At 66.4% G+C, this 14,788-nt stretch carries 14 protein-coding genes; 4 read left to right on the top strand and 10 right to left on the bottom strand.

Going from position 1 to position 14,788, the window contains the following annotated elements; genetic code table 11:
• The first annotated feature begins 329 nt into the window (after positions 1-329).
• Genes P3H15_RS44830 through P3H15_RS44815 form a run of 4 tightly spaced genes read left to right on the top strand, consistent with a single transcriptional unit; the run spans position 330 to position 4,315 of the window.
• A complete protein-coding gene (locus P3H15_RS44830) occupies positions 330-1,613 on the top strand; it encodes an aromatic ring-hydroxylating dioxygenase subunit alpha (protein ID WP_276143204.1) in 1,284 nt (427 codons plus the stop codon).
• 31 nt (positions 1,614-1,644) lie between these two features.
• Positions 1,645-2,832 (top strand): zinc-binding dehydrogenase, encoded by a 1,188-nt coding sequence (locus P3H15_RS44825; protein ID WP_276143203.1) that lies wholly within the window; start codon positions 1,645-1,647, stop codon positions 2,830-2,832.
• The gene (locus tag P3H15_RS44820) at positions 2,829-3,335 is read left to right on the top strand and encodes a hypothetical protein (protein WP_276143202.1); all 507 of its coding nucleotides are present in this window, start codon (positions 2,829-2,831) and stop codon (positions 3,333-3,335) included. Before P3H15_RS44825 ends, P3H15_RS44820 begins: the two co-directional genes overlap by 4 nt.
• 2 nt (positions 3,336-3,337) lie before the next feature.
• A complete protein-coding gene (locus P3H15_RS44815) occupies positions 3,338-4,315 on the top strand; it encodes a PDR/VanB family oxidoreductase (RefSeq protein WP_276143201.1) in 978 nt (325 codons plus the stop codon).
• A 723-nt stretch (positions 4,316-5,038) separates the two neighbouring features.
• Here P3H15_RS44815 and P3H15_RS44810 read toward each other — a convergent pair.
• The 10 genes from P3H15_RS44810 to P3H15_RS44765 are packed head-to-tail and all read right to left on the bottom strand — an operon-like array spanning position 5,039 to position 14,725.
• Positions 5,039-5,479: a DUF1931 family protein gene (locus P3H15_RS44810; RefSeq protein WP_276143218.1), complete on the bottom strand. Its 441-nt coding sequence runs from the start codon at positions 5,477-5,479 to the stop codon at positions 5,039-5,041.
• Between the two features lie 13 nt (positions 5,480-5,492).
• Positions 5,493-7,214 carry an FAD-dependent oxidoreductase gene (locus P3H15_RS44805; protein ID WP_276143200.1) on the bottom strand — a complete coding sequence of 574 codons (1,722 nt, stop codon included), beginning with the start codon at positions 7,212-7,214 and terminating at the stop codon, positions 5,493-5,495.
• Entirely contained in the window at positions 7,192-7,458 is a 267-nt protein-coding gene (locus P3H15_RS44800; protein WP_276143199.1) for a UBP-type zinc finger domain-containing protein, read from the bottom strand. Before P3H15_RS44800 ends, P3H15_RS44805 begins: the two co-directional genes overlap by 23 nt.
• On the bottom strand, positions 7,455-7,907 hold the full coding sequence (trxA, locus tag P3H15_RS44795) for a thioredoxin (protein WP_276143198.1): 453 nt from the start codon (positions 7,905-7,907) through the stop codon (positions 7,455-7,457). The genes P3H15_RS44800 and trxA overlap by 4 nt, the downstream gene beginning before the upstream one ends.
• 14 nt (positions 7,908-7,921) lie before the next feature.
• Complete coding sequence (clpB, locus tag P3H15_RS44790; protein WP_276143197.1) at positions 7,922-10,555, bottom strand: ATP-dependent chaperone ClpB; 2,634 nt, start codon at positions 10,553-10,555, stop codon at positions 7,922-7,924.
• Positions 10,537-10,866, bottom strand: a complete 330-nt coding sequence (locus P3H15_RS44785; protein WP_221743002.1) for a chaperone modulator CbpM — start codon at positions 10,864-10,866, stop codon at positions 10,537-10,539. Before P3H15_RS44785 ends, clpB begins: the two co-directional genes overlap by 19 nt.
• Positions 10,863-11,795 carry a J domain-containing protein gene (locus P3H15_RS44780; protein ID WP_276143196.1) on the bottom strand — a complete coding sequence of 311 codons (933 nt, stop codon included), beginning with the start codon at positions 11,793-11,795 and terminating at the stop codon, positions 10,863-10,865. Before P3H15_RS44780 ends, P3H15_RS44785 begins: the two co-directional genes overlap by 4 nt.
• Positions 11,796-11,801: 6 nt before the next feature.
• Positions 11,802-12,326: a nucleotide exchange factor GrpE gene (locus P3H15_RS44775; RefSeq protein WP_276143195.1), complete on the bottom strand. Its 525-nt coding sequence runs from the start codon at positions 12,324-12,326 to the stop codon at positions 11,802-11,804.
• Positions 12,327-12,334: 8 nt separating this feature from the next.
• Entirely contained in the window at positions 12,335-14,218 is a 1,884-nt protein-coding gene (gene dnaK / locus P3H15_RS44770) for a molecular chaperone DnaK (protein WP_276143194.1), read from the bottom strand.
• Between the two features lie 3 nt (positions 14,219-14,221).
• Positions 14,222-14,725: a general stress protein gene (locus P3H15_RS44765; protein ID WP_276143192.1), complete on the bottom strand. Its 504-nt coding sequence runs from the start codon at positions 14,723-14,725 to the stop codon at positions 14,222-14,224.
• Positions 14,726-14,788: the final 63 nt, after the last annotated feature.

Here is a 14,788-nt window from a genome sequence, read left to right as displayed (position 1 = left end):
CTAGTGAGGTTCGCTTTGCGCGCGTATGCGCGCATCGCTACAAGGAGTCGGGGTGCCTGCGGGGTGTAGTTCGCTTCGCGGGCAATTCGCCGCGGCAGGTGCATGTCGATCGCATCGGCTGGCGACTGCATTTAGTTCCGCGCGCGGTTTGGCCGTGAAAACGCGACGAGCGCCGCCGCCGGCCGGGCGGCAGACCCGGCAAATGGGAAGTAAGGCCATCCACGGTTGACGGTCGAAAGCGGCTTATGCCACAGTAATCGCACCGGTCAATTTACGCGCAACTGCGCGCTATGCGGACGAACTGATCGCGGAAGGTCGAAAGGACTCCCATGCTGACGCAAGACCAAAACACCCTGCTGGTACAGACGGGCCCCGATACGCCGATGGGCCGGCTCTTTCGCCGGTACTGGATTCCGGCGTTGCTGGCAGAGGAGTTGCCGGAGCCGGATTGCGCTCCGGTCCGGATCAAGCTGCTCGGCGAGCAACTGATCGCATTCCGCGACACCCAGGGCCGGCTCGGCCTGCTCGATGAGTTCTGCAGTCACCGCACCGCGTCGCTGTACTTCGGCCGCAACGAGGACTGCGGGCTGCGCTGCGCCTACCACGGCTGGAAGTACGACGTCGAGGGCAACTGCGTCGACATGCCGTCCGAGCCGGAGGACTCGAAGTTCAAGTCCCGGATCAAGCAGAAGGCCTACCCATGCGTCGAGCGTGGCGGGGTGATCTGGACGTACATGGGTCCACCCGAGCTAAAACCCGAACTGCCCGAACTCGAGTGGGCGATGCTCGGCGAGGGCCACCGATTCGTCTCGAAGCGACTGCAGGAGACGAATTACCTGCAGGCGATGGAGGGCGGGATCGACTCGAGCCACGTCTCGTTCGCCCACCGGTTCAACCTCGACGACGATCCGATGCACTCGGGAACCGAGGGCAACAAGTACCTCAAGGCCGACACCCGCCCGAAGTTCGAGGTCGCCGAGAGCGACGGCGGTCTGGTCATCGGGGCGCGCCGCAACGCCAACGACGAGGAGTACTACTGGCGGATCACGCAGTGGATCATGCCCTGGTACACCATCATTCCACCGTTCGGCACACACAACCCGCTCGGCGGGCACGCGTGGGTGCCGATCGACGACGAGACGTGCTGGGCGTGGAGCATCAACTACCACCCCACCCGCGAACTGCGCGACGACGAACTCGCGTCGATGCGCAACGGCGACGGCATCCACGCCAAATACATCCCCGGGACCTACCGGACGCTGGCGAACAAGGACAACGACTACCTGATCGACCGCGAGGCCCAGCGGCAGAAGAAGACGTTCTCCGGCATCGAGGGCATCGCCGCGCAGGACTTCTCACTGCAGGAATCGATGGGCGAGATCTGCGATCGCACGAAGGAACGGCTCGGTACCTCGGACGCGGGCATCATCTTGGCCCGGCGCCGACTGCTCGCCGCGCTCGAAGAGCTCGAGGCGGAGACCCTGCCCGGGATGAAACCCGAACATCAACGCGTCCGATCGACCTCTGTCCTGCTGCCGAAGGCCACCCCGTTCAAGGAGGGCGCCGAGAACGCGCTCCGCATGGTCGAGGGCGAAGACTTCGTCTCCATCTGATCACCCAGGCAACCAGAACAAGGAGTACGTCGTGACCAACAGCGCCGACATCGCCATCACACCGCCGCGCTCGGTAGCCGGCCCGCCGAGGCTGGTCCGTGCGGCGGTGTCGATGCCTGACGCGACGACGACCGTCCGCCACCTCGACACCGCCGCGGCAACCGGTGCGGTGGGCTGGCTCGAAGTCGAGTCCTCCGCGGTGTGCGGAACCGACGTCAGTCTCTATCGGGCCGGACTGGACTCACCCACCGTTCTCGGGCATCACGTCGTCGGGACCGTCGTTTCCCTCGACGAGACCCAGTCGACCGCGTGGGGCGTGCGGCCCGGCGACCGTGTCGCGTTGGAGGAATACCTGCCGTGCCTGCGGGAGGCCTGCCCGGCGTGCCGTATCGGGGACTACCGCATGTGCCCGCACACCGATCTGTTCGTGGGAAAGCGGCGAGTGGGCCTGGTCCCGGCGCAGGACGGGGCCGGCCTGCACGGCGGCAACGCCGAATACATGCAGCTCAGCACGAACAGTCTCGTCCACCGCCTGCCCGCGGATCTCGACGCGGATCTCGCGGCGTGGACGCAGCCCTTCGCCAACGCGCTCGACTGGACGGTCGACACCGGCGGCGCCGAGGAAGGCTCCACCGTCGTCGTCATCGGCCCCGGCTACCACGGCATCGCCGCGGTCGCCGCGGCCCGAGCCGTCGGCGCCGCCCGCATCGTCGTGATCGGGATGCCGGAGTCGGCCGGCCGACTCGAGATCGCCGAATCACTCGGTGCGGTACCGGTGATCAACAACAACCACAGCCTCCCCGAGCTGATCTTGCGAGCAACCGGCGGCGGGGGAGCCGACGTACTACTCGACACCGTCGGGCTCGGGGGAGAGGCCGTTGCCGCCGCCGCCCGCGTGCTGCGCAAGCGGGGCCGGCTGGTCATCGGCGGACTGGGCTCGACCCCGGTCTGCGAACTCGATCTCAAATCCCTGGTACGCGGCGCCAACACCATCGTCGGTGTCCGCGGCCGCTCTCCCGATGCGGTCACACGCAGCATCGAACTCCTCGCCGACGGGCGATCAGGCCTGGAGAGCGTGCCCTCCGTCGACGTCGACCTGGATCAGGTCGACGACATGCTGGGACGGATGGCCACCGGACAGGGGCCGGTGAGCCCGCACGTCGTCATCCGCCCGCAACTGCGCCGCTCGACCGATCAGAAACGAGGAACGTTGTCATGAGCGAGATGACACCACGCCGACTGTCCTACGCGGCACGAATTATACTGGTGCCCTTGGGGGAATCGGGTCACAGACTCGTCGACCAGATGGCTGCGGCCGGGCTGACCGAGGTGCAGGTGGTCACCGAGCACTCACCGAACGAGGCAACCGTGCGCGACATCAACGCCGACACCACCACCATGCGCCGTATCGACGAGTTGGTCACCGAATCGGACATGGTCATTCTCATCGGCTCGGTGCTGCCCCAAGTCCCCGTCGGCTTCGCCACCACGATGGCCGAAGCAGCCCGCCAGTCGGGCAACCTGCTCGCCGGTGTCCTGGTCGATCAGCAGGACTGGGACAGCCCGCAAGGCGCCGAAGCGATGGCAGTACTGAGGATGGAACTCGACATGCTGGTGTCCATCACCCAGGTCTCTCTCGCCACCGCCTTCGTCGATGTCCTCAAGGGGGGATACCGCACCGCGGGTACATACGCGCCAGTTCTCTCGACCCCAAGGATCTGAAAATGACACAAGAGACCAACCACCTCCTGGTCCGGCAACAACGACTCGAATCCGATGGCGTGTTGTCTCTGACCCTCGAGCACCCGGACGGCGCCGCCCTCGGCGAATGGGAACCCGGCGCCCACATCGACATCGTGCTGCCCTCCGGGACCGTTCGGCAGTACAGCCTGTGCGGTGACCCCACCGACAAAACCGCCTACCGGATCGCCGTCCTCAAAGAAGGCGAGGGACGCGGTGGGTCCAAGGAAATCCACGACCGTGTCCGGGTGGGGGACCTTCTGGCGGTGCGTGGTCCCCGCAACCACTTCGCCCTCGAGCCGGCCACCCACTACCTCCTGATCGCCGGAGGAATCGGGGTCACCCCGATACTGTCGATGGCACGGCAACTGTCGCGGGAGAACGCCAGCTGGTCCGCACTCTACGGTGGCCGCAGCCGCGCCACGATGGCATTCGTGGAGGAATTCTGCGGTCTCGGCGAGGTGAACGTCTCTCCCGCAGACGAATCCGGCAACCTCGACCTGGCAGCCGCCCTGGCCGACGTCCCGGCCGGCACCGCTGTGTACTGCTGCGGCCCCGAAGGTCTACTGCAGGCCGTGAAGTCGGTGTGCGGTCCGGTGCTCGGTGACGAGGCGATTCATTTCGAGCGGTTCGGCGCCCCGGCCGTCGGGGCGGGCTCCGCCGCGGCCGCCGAAGCCCCGGATGGGCAGTCGCCCACCGAATTCGACGTCGAACTCCGCCGCACCGGCTGCACGTTGACGGTGCCCGCCGACCGCACGCTCCTCGACGTCGTCCTCGAGGCCAACCCGGACATCCTGTACTCCTGCGAGGACGGCTTCTGCGGGTCCTGCGAGACCCGTGTGCTCGACGGAGTTCCCGAACATCACGATTCGATCCTCTCTCAGGCAGACCGTGAGGAGGGCGAGACGATGATGATCTGCGTCGGACGTTCCCGCACAGCCAAACTGGTCCTCGACGCCTGACATCGAAACCGAACCGACCGCTCACATCCTCCAAGTCCTGCGTGAGGACGAGATCGTCCGCCGGGAAACCGCACCACTTGCCCGGGCGGCTGCGGCGGGCGAAGTTCAAATAAGGGACCTCCGAGAAACTTCGACTGCGCCCGCCAACCGCCAGCTTCCCGCAGCGTTGCTGCGACACGTGGCGCCCCGCGGTGGCTCGACACCGGCGAGGCGGTCAGTCTCCACGGGCCCGTCGGCGTGGGAAAAACGCGGGTCGCGCAGGTGTTCGGTCATCATGTCACCCACCGCGGTGAAGACGTGCGGGTTCGTCAAGTGCGCCCGCATCCTCGCCGACCTCGCCGGCGCGCGGCGGTAGGGAAGGAATTAGCCAATTCCGTTGCAGGCACGCGATGTTCACGCCGCGGTCCGGGGTTGGTCACATGACACCGATGGCGGCGTCGCCCCATCGGTGTCCACATTCTGCTACCAAGATGACAATGAATTAACGACTCAGGACACTCGCGGCGTTTGACACGCCCCCGGAAGGACGCCTCAACCATGACCAGAAACGTCCAGAACGAGCAGGGACAGACAGCGCCGGCGGCCGCAGATGCCCGATCATCCATGGAAATCTCAACCGTACGATCACACGGTGTGGTGGGCGACAACCGGTAATACGTGACTCCGGACGAATTCCTCGCGTCCCGGCAACCCTCTGGTTTGCCGGGACGTAGGGTCCCGGGGTCAGAGCAGTAGATGGAAGATGTCGAAGGCGACGTTCCATTCGGCGGTCCCGGGGTTCTTACGGTCCGGCTCGACCGTGACGAAGGTATGCGCCAGCGCCACGCTCAAGCCTCCGGCGATCAGCGGTAGCCGCTGCTCAATCTCCTCGGAGAGGGCGACGTCCAAGGGCGGGCGGGCCGTCAGTTGATCGAGCAGAGGTTGAAGTTCGATCTCCTCGTCCAATTTTTCGAACCGGTGGATGCTCTCCTGCAGCCCCTTGGTGATCGGCAGGTCCCACGGTTCGATCACGTCCCGCAGGTTGGCCTTGGCCGAGGCCTTGCCGATGAGGATCAGGTCGTAGATCTTGTCGTCGATGAAATCCGTATAGCGCTTGAGGTCGTTCCGGTCGACCTGCAGTCCTGCCGCTGTCCGGAAGAACCGCTGGAATTTCACGGTGCCCATCACTGGCATGTCGTCAGCTCCTCTCGAAATATTCATGGATTTGGCGAACCGCCATCGCTCCTTCACCGACAGCGGATGCGACCCGTTTCACCGAGCCGCTGCGGACGTCGCCCGCCGCGAACAGGCCGGGCCGGCTGGTTTCGAGCGTCCTCGACAACCCGGCGCCGATCCGCCGGTCGCCGTCTCCCCGGGCGCGGACCGCGTCCAGGCCCGTGAGTACGAAGCCGTGGTCGTCGAGTGCGATCGCGTCGGCCAGCCACCCGGTGTGCGGCATCGCCCCGATGAAGACGAACAGGGCGTGCACCCCGATCGTGTCCTGTTCCCCCGTGCGATTGTCCTCGACCACAATTTCTTCGAGGTACTTCTCACCGTGGACCGTACGAACCTCGGTATTCCGGTGCACGGTGACGCGCGGATGGCGCTCGATCTGGTCGACCAGGTATCGGGACATGCTCTTTCCGAGGTCGTCGCCGCGGATGAGCAGGTGAACGTGGGAGACATGGTCGGCGAGGAAGACGGTGGCCTGTCCGGCGGAGTTTCCGCCGCCGACGATAGCCACCGGGTCGGTGCCGCACATCCGCGCTTCCTGATGGGTTGCGGCGTAGTACACGCTCGTCCCCTCCAGTGCCTCGATCCCCGGAACCGTCAACTTGCGATATCGCGCCCCGGTGGCGAGCACGAGGGCCCGGCCGCGGACCGCGCCGCCGCCGGTCAGCCGGAGCACATGGTTCCCGGCCTCGGATCCCAAACCGGTCACCTCCGCCGACACCAGGATCCGGGCGCCGAACTTCCCGGCCTGGATCACCGCGCGCTCGGCCAATTCGGAACCGGAGACCCCCGCCGGGAAGCCCAGATAGTTCTCGATCCGGGAGGAGGTACTGGCCTGGCCGCCCGCGGCGATCGACTCCAGTGTCACCGTGTTCAACCCGTCCGAGGAGCCGTACACGGACGCGGCCAGACCGGCCGGTCCCGCACCCACCACGACGAGGTCGCACACGTCCTGGGCCGCGCCCGGGACCGGGACCGGAAGCCCGACGATGCGGGCTAGTTCCGCATTCGTCGGATTGCGCAGCACCTTCTCGCCGTGCCAGATCACGACGGGAGTGTCCTCGGGGGCGACGTCCAGGCTGCGCAGCAGCTGCTCCGCCCGTTCGTCCCGCTCCAGATCGATCCACCGGTGGGGCAATCGGTTTCGCATGGCGAACTCCCGAAGCCGCAACGTATCCGGGGAATAGCAGGAGCCGATGATCCGGAACCCCGAACCGAGCCCGATCAGCAGGTGCCGGCGCACCAGGTAGGCGCGCAGGATCAGATCGCTGAGCACAAGATCGTGGGCCACCAGCGCGCGCACCCGCTCGGCCGGGACGACGAGCATCTCGCCGTCCTCGATCACCTCGGCGGTGAAGAACGCCACCTGGCCTTCCAGCAGTCCGAGCTCGCCCAGGAAGCGGCCCGGGCCGTGCACGCGCAGTATCCGGCGTTCGCCGTCCACGGCGCCCTCGTCGATGACCGCGACCTTGCCGGAGAGGATGACGAAGAAGTCGTTGCTGGGCGCGCCCTCTCGGATCAGCACCTCGCCGGTGTGAACCGATCGACGCGTGCCGCCGACCTCGAGCGTCGCGACCTGGTCGTCCGTCAGCCGTGGGAAAGCACCTTCCTCGTCCGGAGTCTCGTCGTCGACCGGCGGAATGTCGCGGGCGGGAACGCGGTCCTCAGACGAAGTTCTGGTCGACATAACACCACCGCCAATCCTCACCGGGTTCCATCGACTGGACGATCGGATGGCCGATGCTGTGGGCGTGCGCGCTCGCGTGCTTACCCGGCGAGGAGTCGCAGCAACCGACGTGTCCGCACGTCAGGCACAGCCTCAGATGCACCCACGGGGTTCCGAGGCGAAGACATTCCTCGCAACCCTGCGGAGTCCGGGGCGCCACGGGCCGGATCGCGGTCACGTGTGGGTCGGCATGGACAGAAGTCATGGCTTCGCCTCATTGCCTGCATTTTCCGAGAGCGCCTGATCGAGCCACGTGCGCAGCTGGGGTACCGGAGCGGCGCCCGCCTGACGAGCGAGGACCTCACCCCGGTCCATCACCAGCAGCGTCGGTACGGCGCGGACGGTGAACCGTTCGGCCGTCCGGGGCGCAGCATCCACGTCGACCTTGACCAGCTTGATCTGACCCGCGCGTTCCCTGGCGAGCTGCTCGAGCGCCGGGCTGACCATGCGGCACGGCCCGCACCACGTCGCCCAGAGATCGACGAGCACAGGCACCGAGGACTTCTCGGCGACCTCCGCGAAGTCGCCGTCCCCGGCCGAGGCAATCCAGGGCAGCGGTTCGTGGCAGTTCCCGCAGCGCGGTCTTCCGTCCCCGGCCGCCGGCACCTTGTTGACCTTGCCGCAGTTCGGGCACTTCACCGTGTCGGATCTCATGACGACACCTCTTTTCAGGCCGCCGCGACGGCGGGTTCGGCATACGCGACGGCGAGCTCGCCGCCGTCCACCGTGACACCGATGGTGCCACCCGGCTCGATCTCCCCGCGCAACAGCGCACGACCGATCTTGGTCTCGACCTCGTGGGCGATGTACCGCCGCAGCGGCCGCGCACCGTAGACCGGGTCGAAACCGTGTTCGGCGATGAGCCGGCGTGCTTCCGGCGTGATATCCAGGTGTATCTGCCGCTCCAACAACCTGTTCCGAAGATCGGTGAGCTGCAGCTCGACGATGTGCTCGATCTGGGGCAGCGTGAGCGGGGTGAACAACACGATGTCGTCGACCCGGTTGAGGAACTCGGGACGGAAGTGCCCGCGCAGTTCCGCCAGCACCCGCTCCCGGGCGTCCGGCTTGATCTCGCCGTCGGCTGTGACTCCGTCGAGCAGATGCTGGGATCCGATGTTGGAGGTCATGATGATCACCGTGTTCCGGAAATCGACCTGCCTGCCTTGCGAATCGGTGATCCGGCCGTCATCGAGCACCTGCAGCAGGGTATTGAAGACGTCGGCGTGGGCCTTCTCGATCTCGTCGAAGAGCACCACCGAGTACGGCTTGCGGCGCACCGCCTCGGTGAGCTGGCCACCCTCGTCGTAGCCGACGTACCCGGGGGGCGCACCGATGAGTCTGCTCACCGTGTGCCGCTCCTGGTACTCGCTCATGTCCAGGCGCACCATGTTGTCTTCGCTGTCGAAGAGGGCACTGGCCAGCGTCTTTGCGAGCTCGGTCTTTCCCACACCCGTCGGGCCCAGGAAGATGAACGAACCGATCGGCCGGCGCGGATCACGGATACCGGACCTCGCCCGGATCACCGCGTCTGCGACCAGTTGCACTGCCTCGTCCTGACCGACGACCCTCTCGTGCAGAATCTCGTCGAGCTTCAACAGCTTCTCCCGCTCGCCTTCCTGCAACCGGGCCACCGGGATACCCGTCCATGCGGCCACGATCTCGGCGATCTCGTCTTCGGTGACCACCTCACGCAGCAACGGATTCCGGCCCTGCCGGGTGGCCAGTTGATCCTCCGCCGCCTCGAGCCTGCGTTCGAGCTCGGTGATCTCGCCGTAGCGCAGCTCGGCGGCCCGATTGAGGTCGTAGTTGCGCTCCGCCTCCTCGGCCTCGTGGCGCAACCGTTCCAGCTCTCCGCGCAGTTCCTGCACCCGCCGGATCGCCTGCCGCTCCGCCTCCCACTGCGCGTGCCGGGCGTCGGCCTCGGCCCGCAGATCGGCCAGCTCCTTGCGCAGCTCGTCGAGACGCGCCTTGCTGGCCGCGTCCGTTTCCTTGGACAGCGCGGCCTCCTCGATCTCCAGGCGGGTCACCTTCCGGGTGAGCTCGTCGAGTTCGGCGGGCATCGAATCGATTTCGGTGCGTAGCCGCGCACACGCCTCATCTACCAGATCGATCGCCTTGTCCGGCAGGAAGCGGTCGGTGATGTACCGGTGCGAGAGGGTCACGGCGGCCACCAGGGCGCCGTCCTGAATCTTCACGCCGTGAAAAACCTCGAGGCGTTCGCGCAGTCCGCGCAGAATCGAGATCGCATCCTCGATGCCGGGCTCGTCGACGAGAACGGTCTGGAAGCGACGCTCCAGTGCCGCATCGGATTCGATGTGCTTGCGATACTCGTCGAGGGTGGTGGCACCGATCATGTGCAGTTCGCCGCGGGCGAGCATCGGCTTGAGCATGTTGCCGGCGTCGAGAGACCCCTCGCCGCCGACCGATCCCGCGCCGACCACTGTGTGTAACTCGTCGACGAACAGCAGGATGCGCCCCTCGGCCGCCTTCACCTCGGACAGTACCGCCTGCAGTCGCTCCTCGAACTCGCCGCGGTACTTCGCGCCGGCCACCAAAGAACCCATGTCGAGCGAGAAGATCGTCTTGTCGCGTAGGCCCTCGGGCACGTCGCCGCGGACGATCCGCTGGGCGAGGCCCTCGACGATCGCGGTCTTGCCGACGCCGGGGTCGCCGATCAGCACCGGATTGTTCTTCGTCTTCCGGCTCAGGATCTGCGTTACCCTGCGGATCTCGGCATCGCGGCCGATGACCGGATCGAGTTTGCCTGCCCGAGCCTCGGAGACGAGGTCGCGTCCGTACTTCTCGAGCGCCTCGTACGCACCCTCCGGGGTGGCCGAGGTGACGCGCTGATTGCCGCGCACTGTGGTCAAGGCGGTGAGGAAGGCCTCTCGTGTGACCCCATGACTGGCGAGGACCCGTCCGGCCGCACTGGCCGATCCCTCCTCGGAGAGGGCCATCACGAGATGCTCCACCGACACGTAGGAATCCTTGAGTCGCTTCGCCTCCCGTTCCGCGGCGTCGAGCAGCTTGGCCAGGCGTTGGGTGATCATCACCTGACCGGGCGTCGCGCCGGGGCCGCTGACCTTCGGCCTGCGCGAGAGTTCACGTTCCAGATCGGATCGCAGGGCGTCGACGTTCGCGCCGGCCTGCTCGAGCAGTCGGGGTACCAGCCCGTCCTGCTGATCGACCAACGCGAGCAGCAGGTGCTCTCCGTCGACCTCGGTGTGACCCATTCTGGTCGCTACGTTCTGGGCTTCCTGCAGGGCTTCTCGTGACTTTTCAGTCAGGCTGCCGGTGTCCATGGGGGTGTCCTCCTTCTGCGGGAAGCTGCTTCGAGTTTCTCGATTCGATCCAGCAGATCGAGCACGAGCCCGATTGCCGAGTAGTTCAGGCCCAGACCGGTCCGCAGCCGTTGGATGCGGGCGGCGTGGGCCACTTCGGATGGTTCGAACGACATTTCGCCGCCGGCGTCGCGGTGGGCGTCGAGCAGGCCGAGGGCCACAAGTTTTCGTGCCAGGTCGGGGTGCAGCCCGGTACGTTCGGCGAAGGCATCTGGCGACAATCCGGTACGGCGAACCAATACGTACCCGGTGACCGGGGTGGGGGTGCTCATGTCTGTTTCCTCGGATCGAAGTTCGATTCGGCGGCCAACTGCTCGAACAGCTCGCGTTCGCGTGCTGTCGGTTTCGCCGGCACCATCACCTTGATTTCGGCGTAGAGGTTGCCGTTGGCGCCCCGCGGATTGGGCATGCCTTCTCCGCGCAGGCGCAGCTTCCTTCCCGTCGACGAGCCCGGTACCACTTTGACTTTCGCCTCACCCCCTGGGGTGGGAACGACGACGGTGGACCCGAGGACCGCCTCCCAGGGCGATACGGGCAGGTCGACGTAGATGTCCCGGCCCTGCACCCGGAACCGGGAATGCGGTTTGATCCGCACCACGAGGTACAGATCCCCGGGCGGCGCGTCACCGTTGCCCCGCCCGCCTTGCCCGGCCAGCCGGATGCGCTGGCCGTCCAGGACACCGGCCGGAATGTCGACGTCGTACTGCCGTCCGTCCAGTCTGAGAGTGCGTTTGCCGCCCCGATACGCCTCTTCCAGGGTCAGTTCCAGTTCCGCTTCCTGATCGGCACCGGGTATCGGCCCGTACCCGCCACCGCCGCCGAACATCTGCCCGAAGAGGTCCTCGAAGTCGACGCCGCCCTCGCCACCGAAACCTTGACCGAAGTGCACCCTTCTGCCGCCGGCCCCGCCCCCGCCGCCGTACCCCCCGCCGCCGTACCCGCCTGCGCCGGCCCGGACCCGTTCGTCGTAGTCCTCGGGCACCCGCCGGAAGTCGTCACCGAATCGGTCGTAGCGTTTGCGGGTGTCCGGGTCGGACAACACCTGGTAGGCCTCGTTGGCCTCCTTGAACTTGTCCTCCGCAGTGGGGTCCTTGTTCACGTCGGGGTGATACTTGCGGGCCAGCTTGCGGTACGCCTGCTGGATTTCGTCGGTGCTGGCGCCGCGGGGGACCCCGAGCGCTTCGTAGTAGTCACGCGCCATCGGTGCTCACCCCTCGGGTCGACTGACGACCACCGCGGCGGGACGCAATTGCCGCCCGTCCTCTCCGTAGCCCGGGCGCAAGACCTCGATCACGGTCCCGGAGGGAAGGTCGGGTTGGGCCACCACGCTGACCACTTCGTGGAGCTCCGGGGAGAACGGCACACCGACCTCGTCGTGGCGCTCGAAGCCGAGCCGTGACAGCACCTGCACCGCCTGATCCCGGATCGCCTTCACGCCCTCGACGACGGCCTGAGGATCGCTGCCCGCATGGGCCAGCGCAAGCTCCAAATTGTCCAGCACCGGCAGCCACGCCGCCGAAACCTTCGCCACCTCCGCGGCGCGTTCACGGTCCAGATCCTTGGCATACCGCTTGCGCAGGTTGTCCAGATCTGCGAGGGCCCTGCGCCAGCGGTCCTCGAGTTGAGCGAGCTCGGCCCCCGTGTCGGTGCGATCAGGCGCCGTCTCGGTCTGATCCCTGTCGGTACCGTCGGTAGCCGGCTCGGTCGTCGAATGATCTGCAGACCTTTCCATCGTGTGCCTCAGCTTCGATCGAATTCGGCGTCGATCACGTCGTCGTCATCCGACGACGCAGCGTCTCCACCGCCAGCCTGGTGTCCGTCGCCGCCGCCGGCCTGGACCGGGGCGAGCCCATAGAGCAGCTGCTGCAGCTCCGAGGTCAGTGGCTGTACCTCCGCGGGTGAAGCACCGTCCTTCACAGCTTTCCTGGCGTCGGCGATCAGCATCTCGGCGCGCGCCTTGTCGTGCGGTGGCGCACTCTCACCGAGTTCGGCCAGTCGCCGTTCCACCTGATAGGCAACCGAATCGAGCTCGTTACGCGCGTCGACCGCCTTGCGCAGCGCCTCGTCCTCACCCCGGTTCCGTTCGGCCTCCGCGAGCATCCGCTCGACCTCACCCTGATCCAGATTGCCCTGCTCACTGATCGTGATGCTCTGCTCCTTGCCGGTGTCCTTATCCCGAGCGGTGACGTTGAGGATGCCGTTGGCGTCGATATCGAACGTGACTTCGACCTGGGCCTCACCACGTGGCGCGGGGCGGATGTCTTCGAGCCGGAACCGACCGAGCACCCGGTTGTCGGCGGCCCGTTCGCGTTCGCCCTGCAGGACCACGACGTCCACGGCGGACTGATTGTCCTCCGCGGTGGAGAACACTTCACTGCGCCGGGCCGGGATCGTCGTGTTGCGCTCGATGATCTTGGTCATCACCCCGCCCTGCGTCTCGACGCCGAGGGACAGCGGGGTGACATCGAGCAACAGCACATCGGAAACCTCACCCTTGAGCACGCCCGCCTGGACGGCGGCACCGAGCGCGACGACCTCATCCGGGTTGACGCTCATGTTGGGATCCTTGCCGCCGGTGAGCCGGCGAACCAGCGCCTGCACCGCCGGAATCCGTGTCGAACCACCGACCAGGATCACCTCGTCGATATCGTTGGCGGTGACCTTGGCGTCACTCATCGCCTGCTTCACCGGGCCGAGGCAGCGTTCCACCAGATCCGCCGTCAGATCCTCGAACTTCGATCGCATGATCGTGGTGGTGAGGTGCTTGGGACCGTTCGCGTCAGCAGTGACGAAGGGCAAGTTGACCTGCGCCTGCGTCACCGAGGACAACTCGACCTTGGCTTTCTCCGCGGCCTCGAAGAGGCGCTGCAACGCCTGCGCATCCTTGCGCAGATCGATGTTCTCCGCACGCTGGAATTCGTCGGCGAGGTAGTCCACCAGACGTCGGTCGAAGTCGTCGCCGCCGAGGTGGGAGTCGCCGGCCGTGGAACGAACCTCGACCACGCCCTCGCCGACGTCGAGCAGGCTCACATCGAAGGTGCCGCCGCCCAGGTCGAAGACCAGTACGGTCTCGTGGGTCTGCTTGTCCATGCCGTACGCCAGTGCCGCCGCGGTCGGCTCGTTGATGATCCGCAAAACCTCGAGGCCCGCGATCCGGCCGGCGTCCTTGGTGGCGTTGCGCTGCGCGTCGTTGAAATAGGCCGGAACGGTGATGACCGCTTCCTTGACCTTCTCCCCGAGGAACTTGCTGGCGTCGTCGACGAGCTTGCGCAGCACGAGGGCACTGATCTCCTCCGGCGCATACTTCTTGCCCCGCACGTCGAATCGCGCCTCACCGTTGTCACCCGCTACGACGTCGAAGCTGACCGCTTTGGCCTCCTCGGAGATCTCGTCGAAATGACGTCCGATGAACCGTTTCGCCGAGTAGATCGTGCCCTTCGGGTTCAGGATCGCCTGCCGTCGGGCGAGTTGACCCACCAGGCGCTCGCCGCTCTCGGTGAACGCCACCACCGACGGCGTCGTCCGCGCTCCCTCGACATTGGAGATCACCACCGGCTCGCCGCCTTGCCAGCTTGCGATGACCGAGTTGGTGGTGCCCAGGTCGATGCCTACCGCGGTTGCCATGACTCATTCCTTTCGATCGGTCCGGCCGGTGAGAAGGCGGACGGCTTCGTCCGCGACCTCGACGTCGGCGAGGACTTCGTAGTGACGTGGTTGTAAGGACTGGATTGAAGTGAAGTCGCGCCGCCCGCCCTGCAGCGCATACATGAGCAGGCCGAGCAGAGCACCTATGAGGGCGCCGAAGATCAGCCCGTAGAAGGCGAGCGTGAGGCCCGTGAGCAGCGGCTGGACCCAGTTGAGTAACCCGAAGATCCAGCCGAACAGTGCGCCCGTCAACGCGCCCGCGGCGGCGCCGCGCAACGCGGCCCAGCCGTAGTTCAGCCGGCCGACGACCTGCTCGACCAGCTCGAGATCACGGCCGACGATGGCCACCTTCTCCACCGCGAAACGCTGGTCGGAGAGGTAGTCGACGGCGCTTTCGGCGTCGGCGTAGGTGCCGAACCTTGCTATTACCTGGCGGGCCGGTTGGTTCGGACGTACCGCGGAGGTTCCGCCACTGGACTCTGACATCACGCCCCCTAGGAGCCCGCTGATTTATCGAGGCGGTGGGGGTTGGCGGTGTGGGAGAATGCT

The organism is Rhodococcus sp. T2V (genome assembly GCF_029269925.1).
Classification (GTDB): Bacteria; Actinomycetota; Actinomycetes; order Mycobacteriales; family Mycobacteriaceae; genus Rhodococcus_F; species Rhodococcus_F koreensis.
This window is presented reverse-complemented; position numbering and strand designations above follow the sequence as displayed.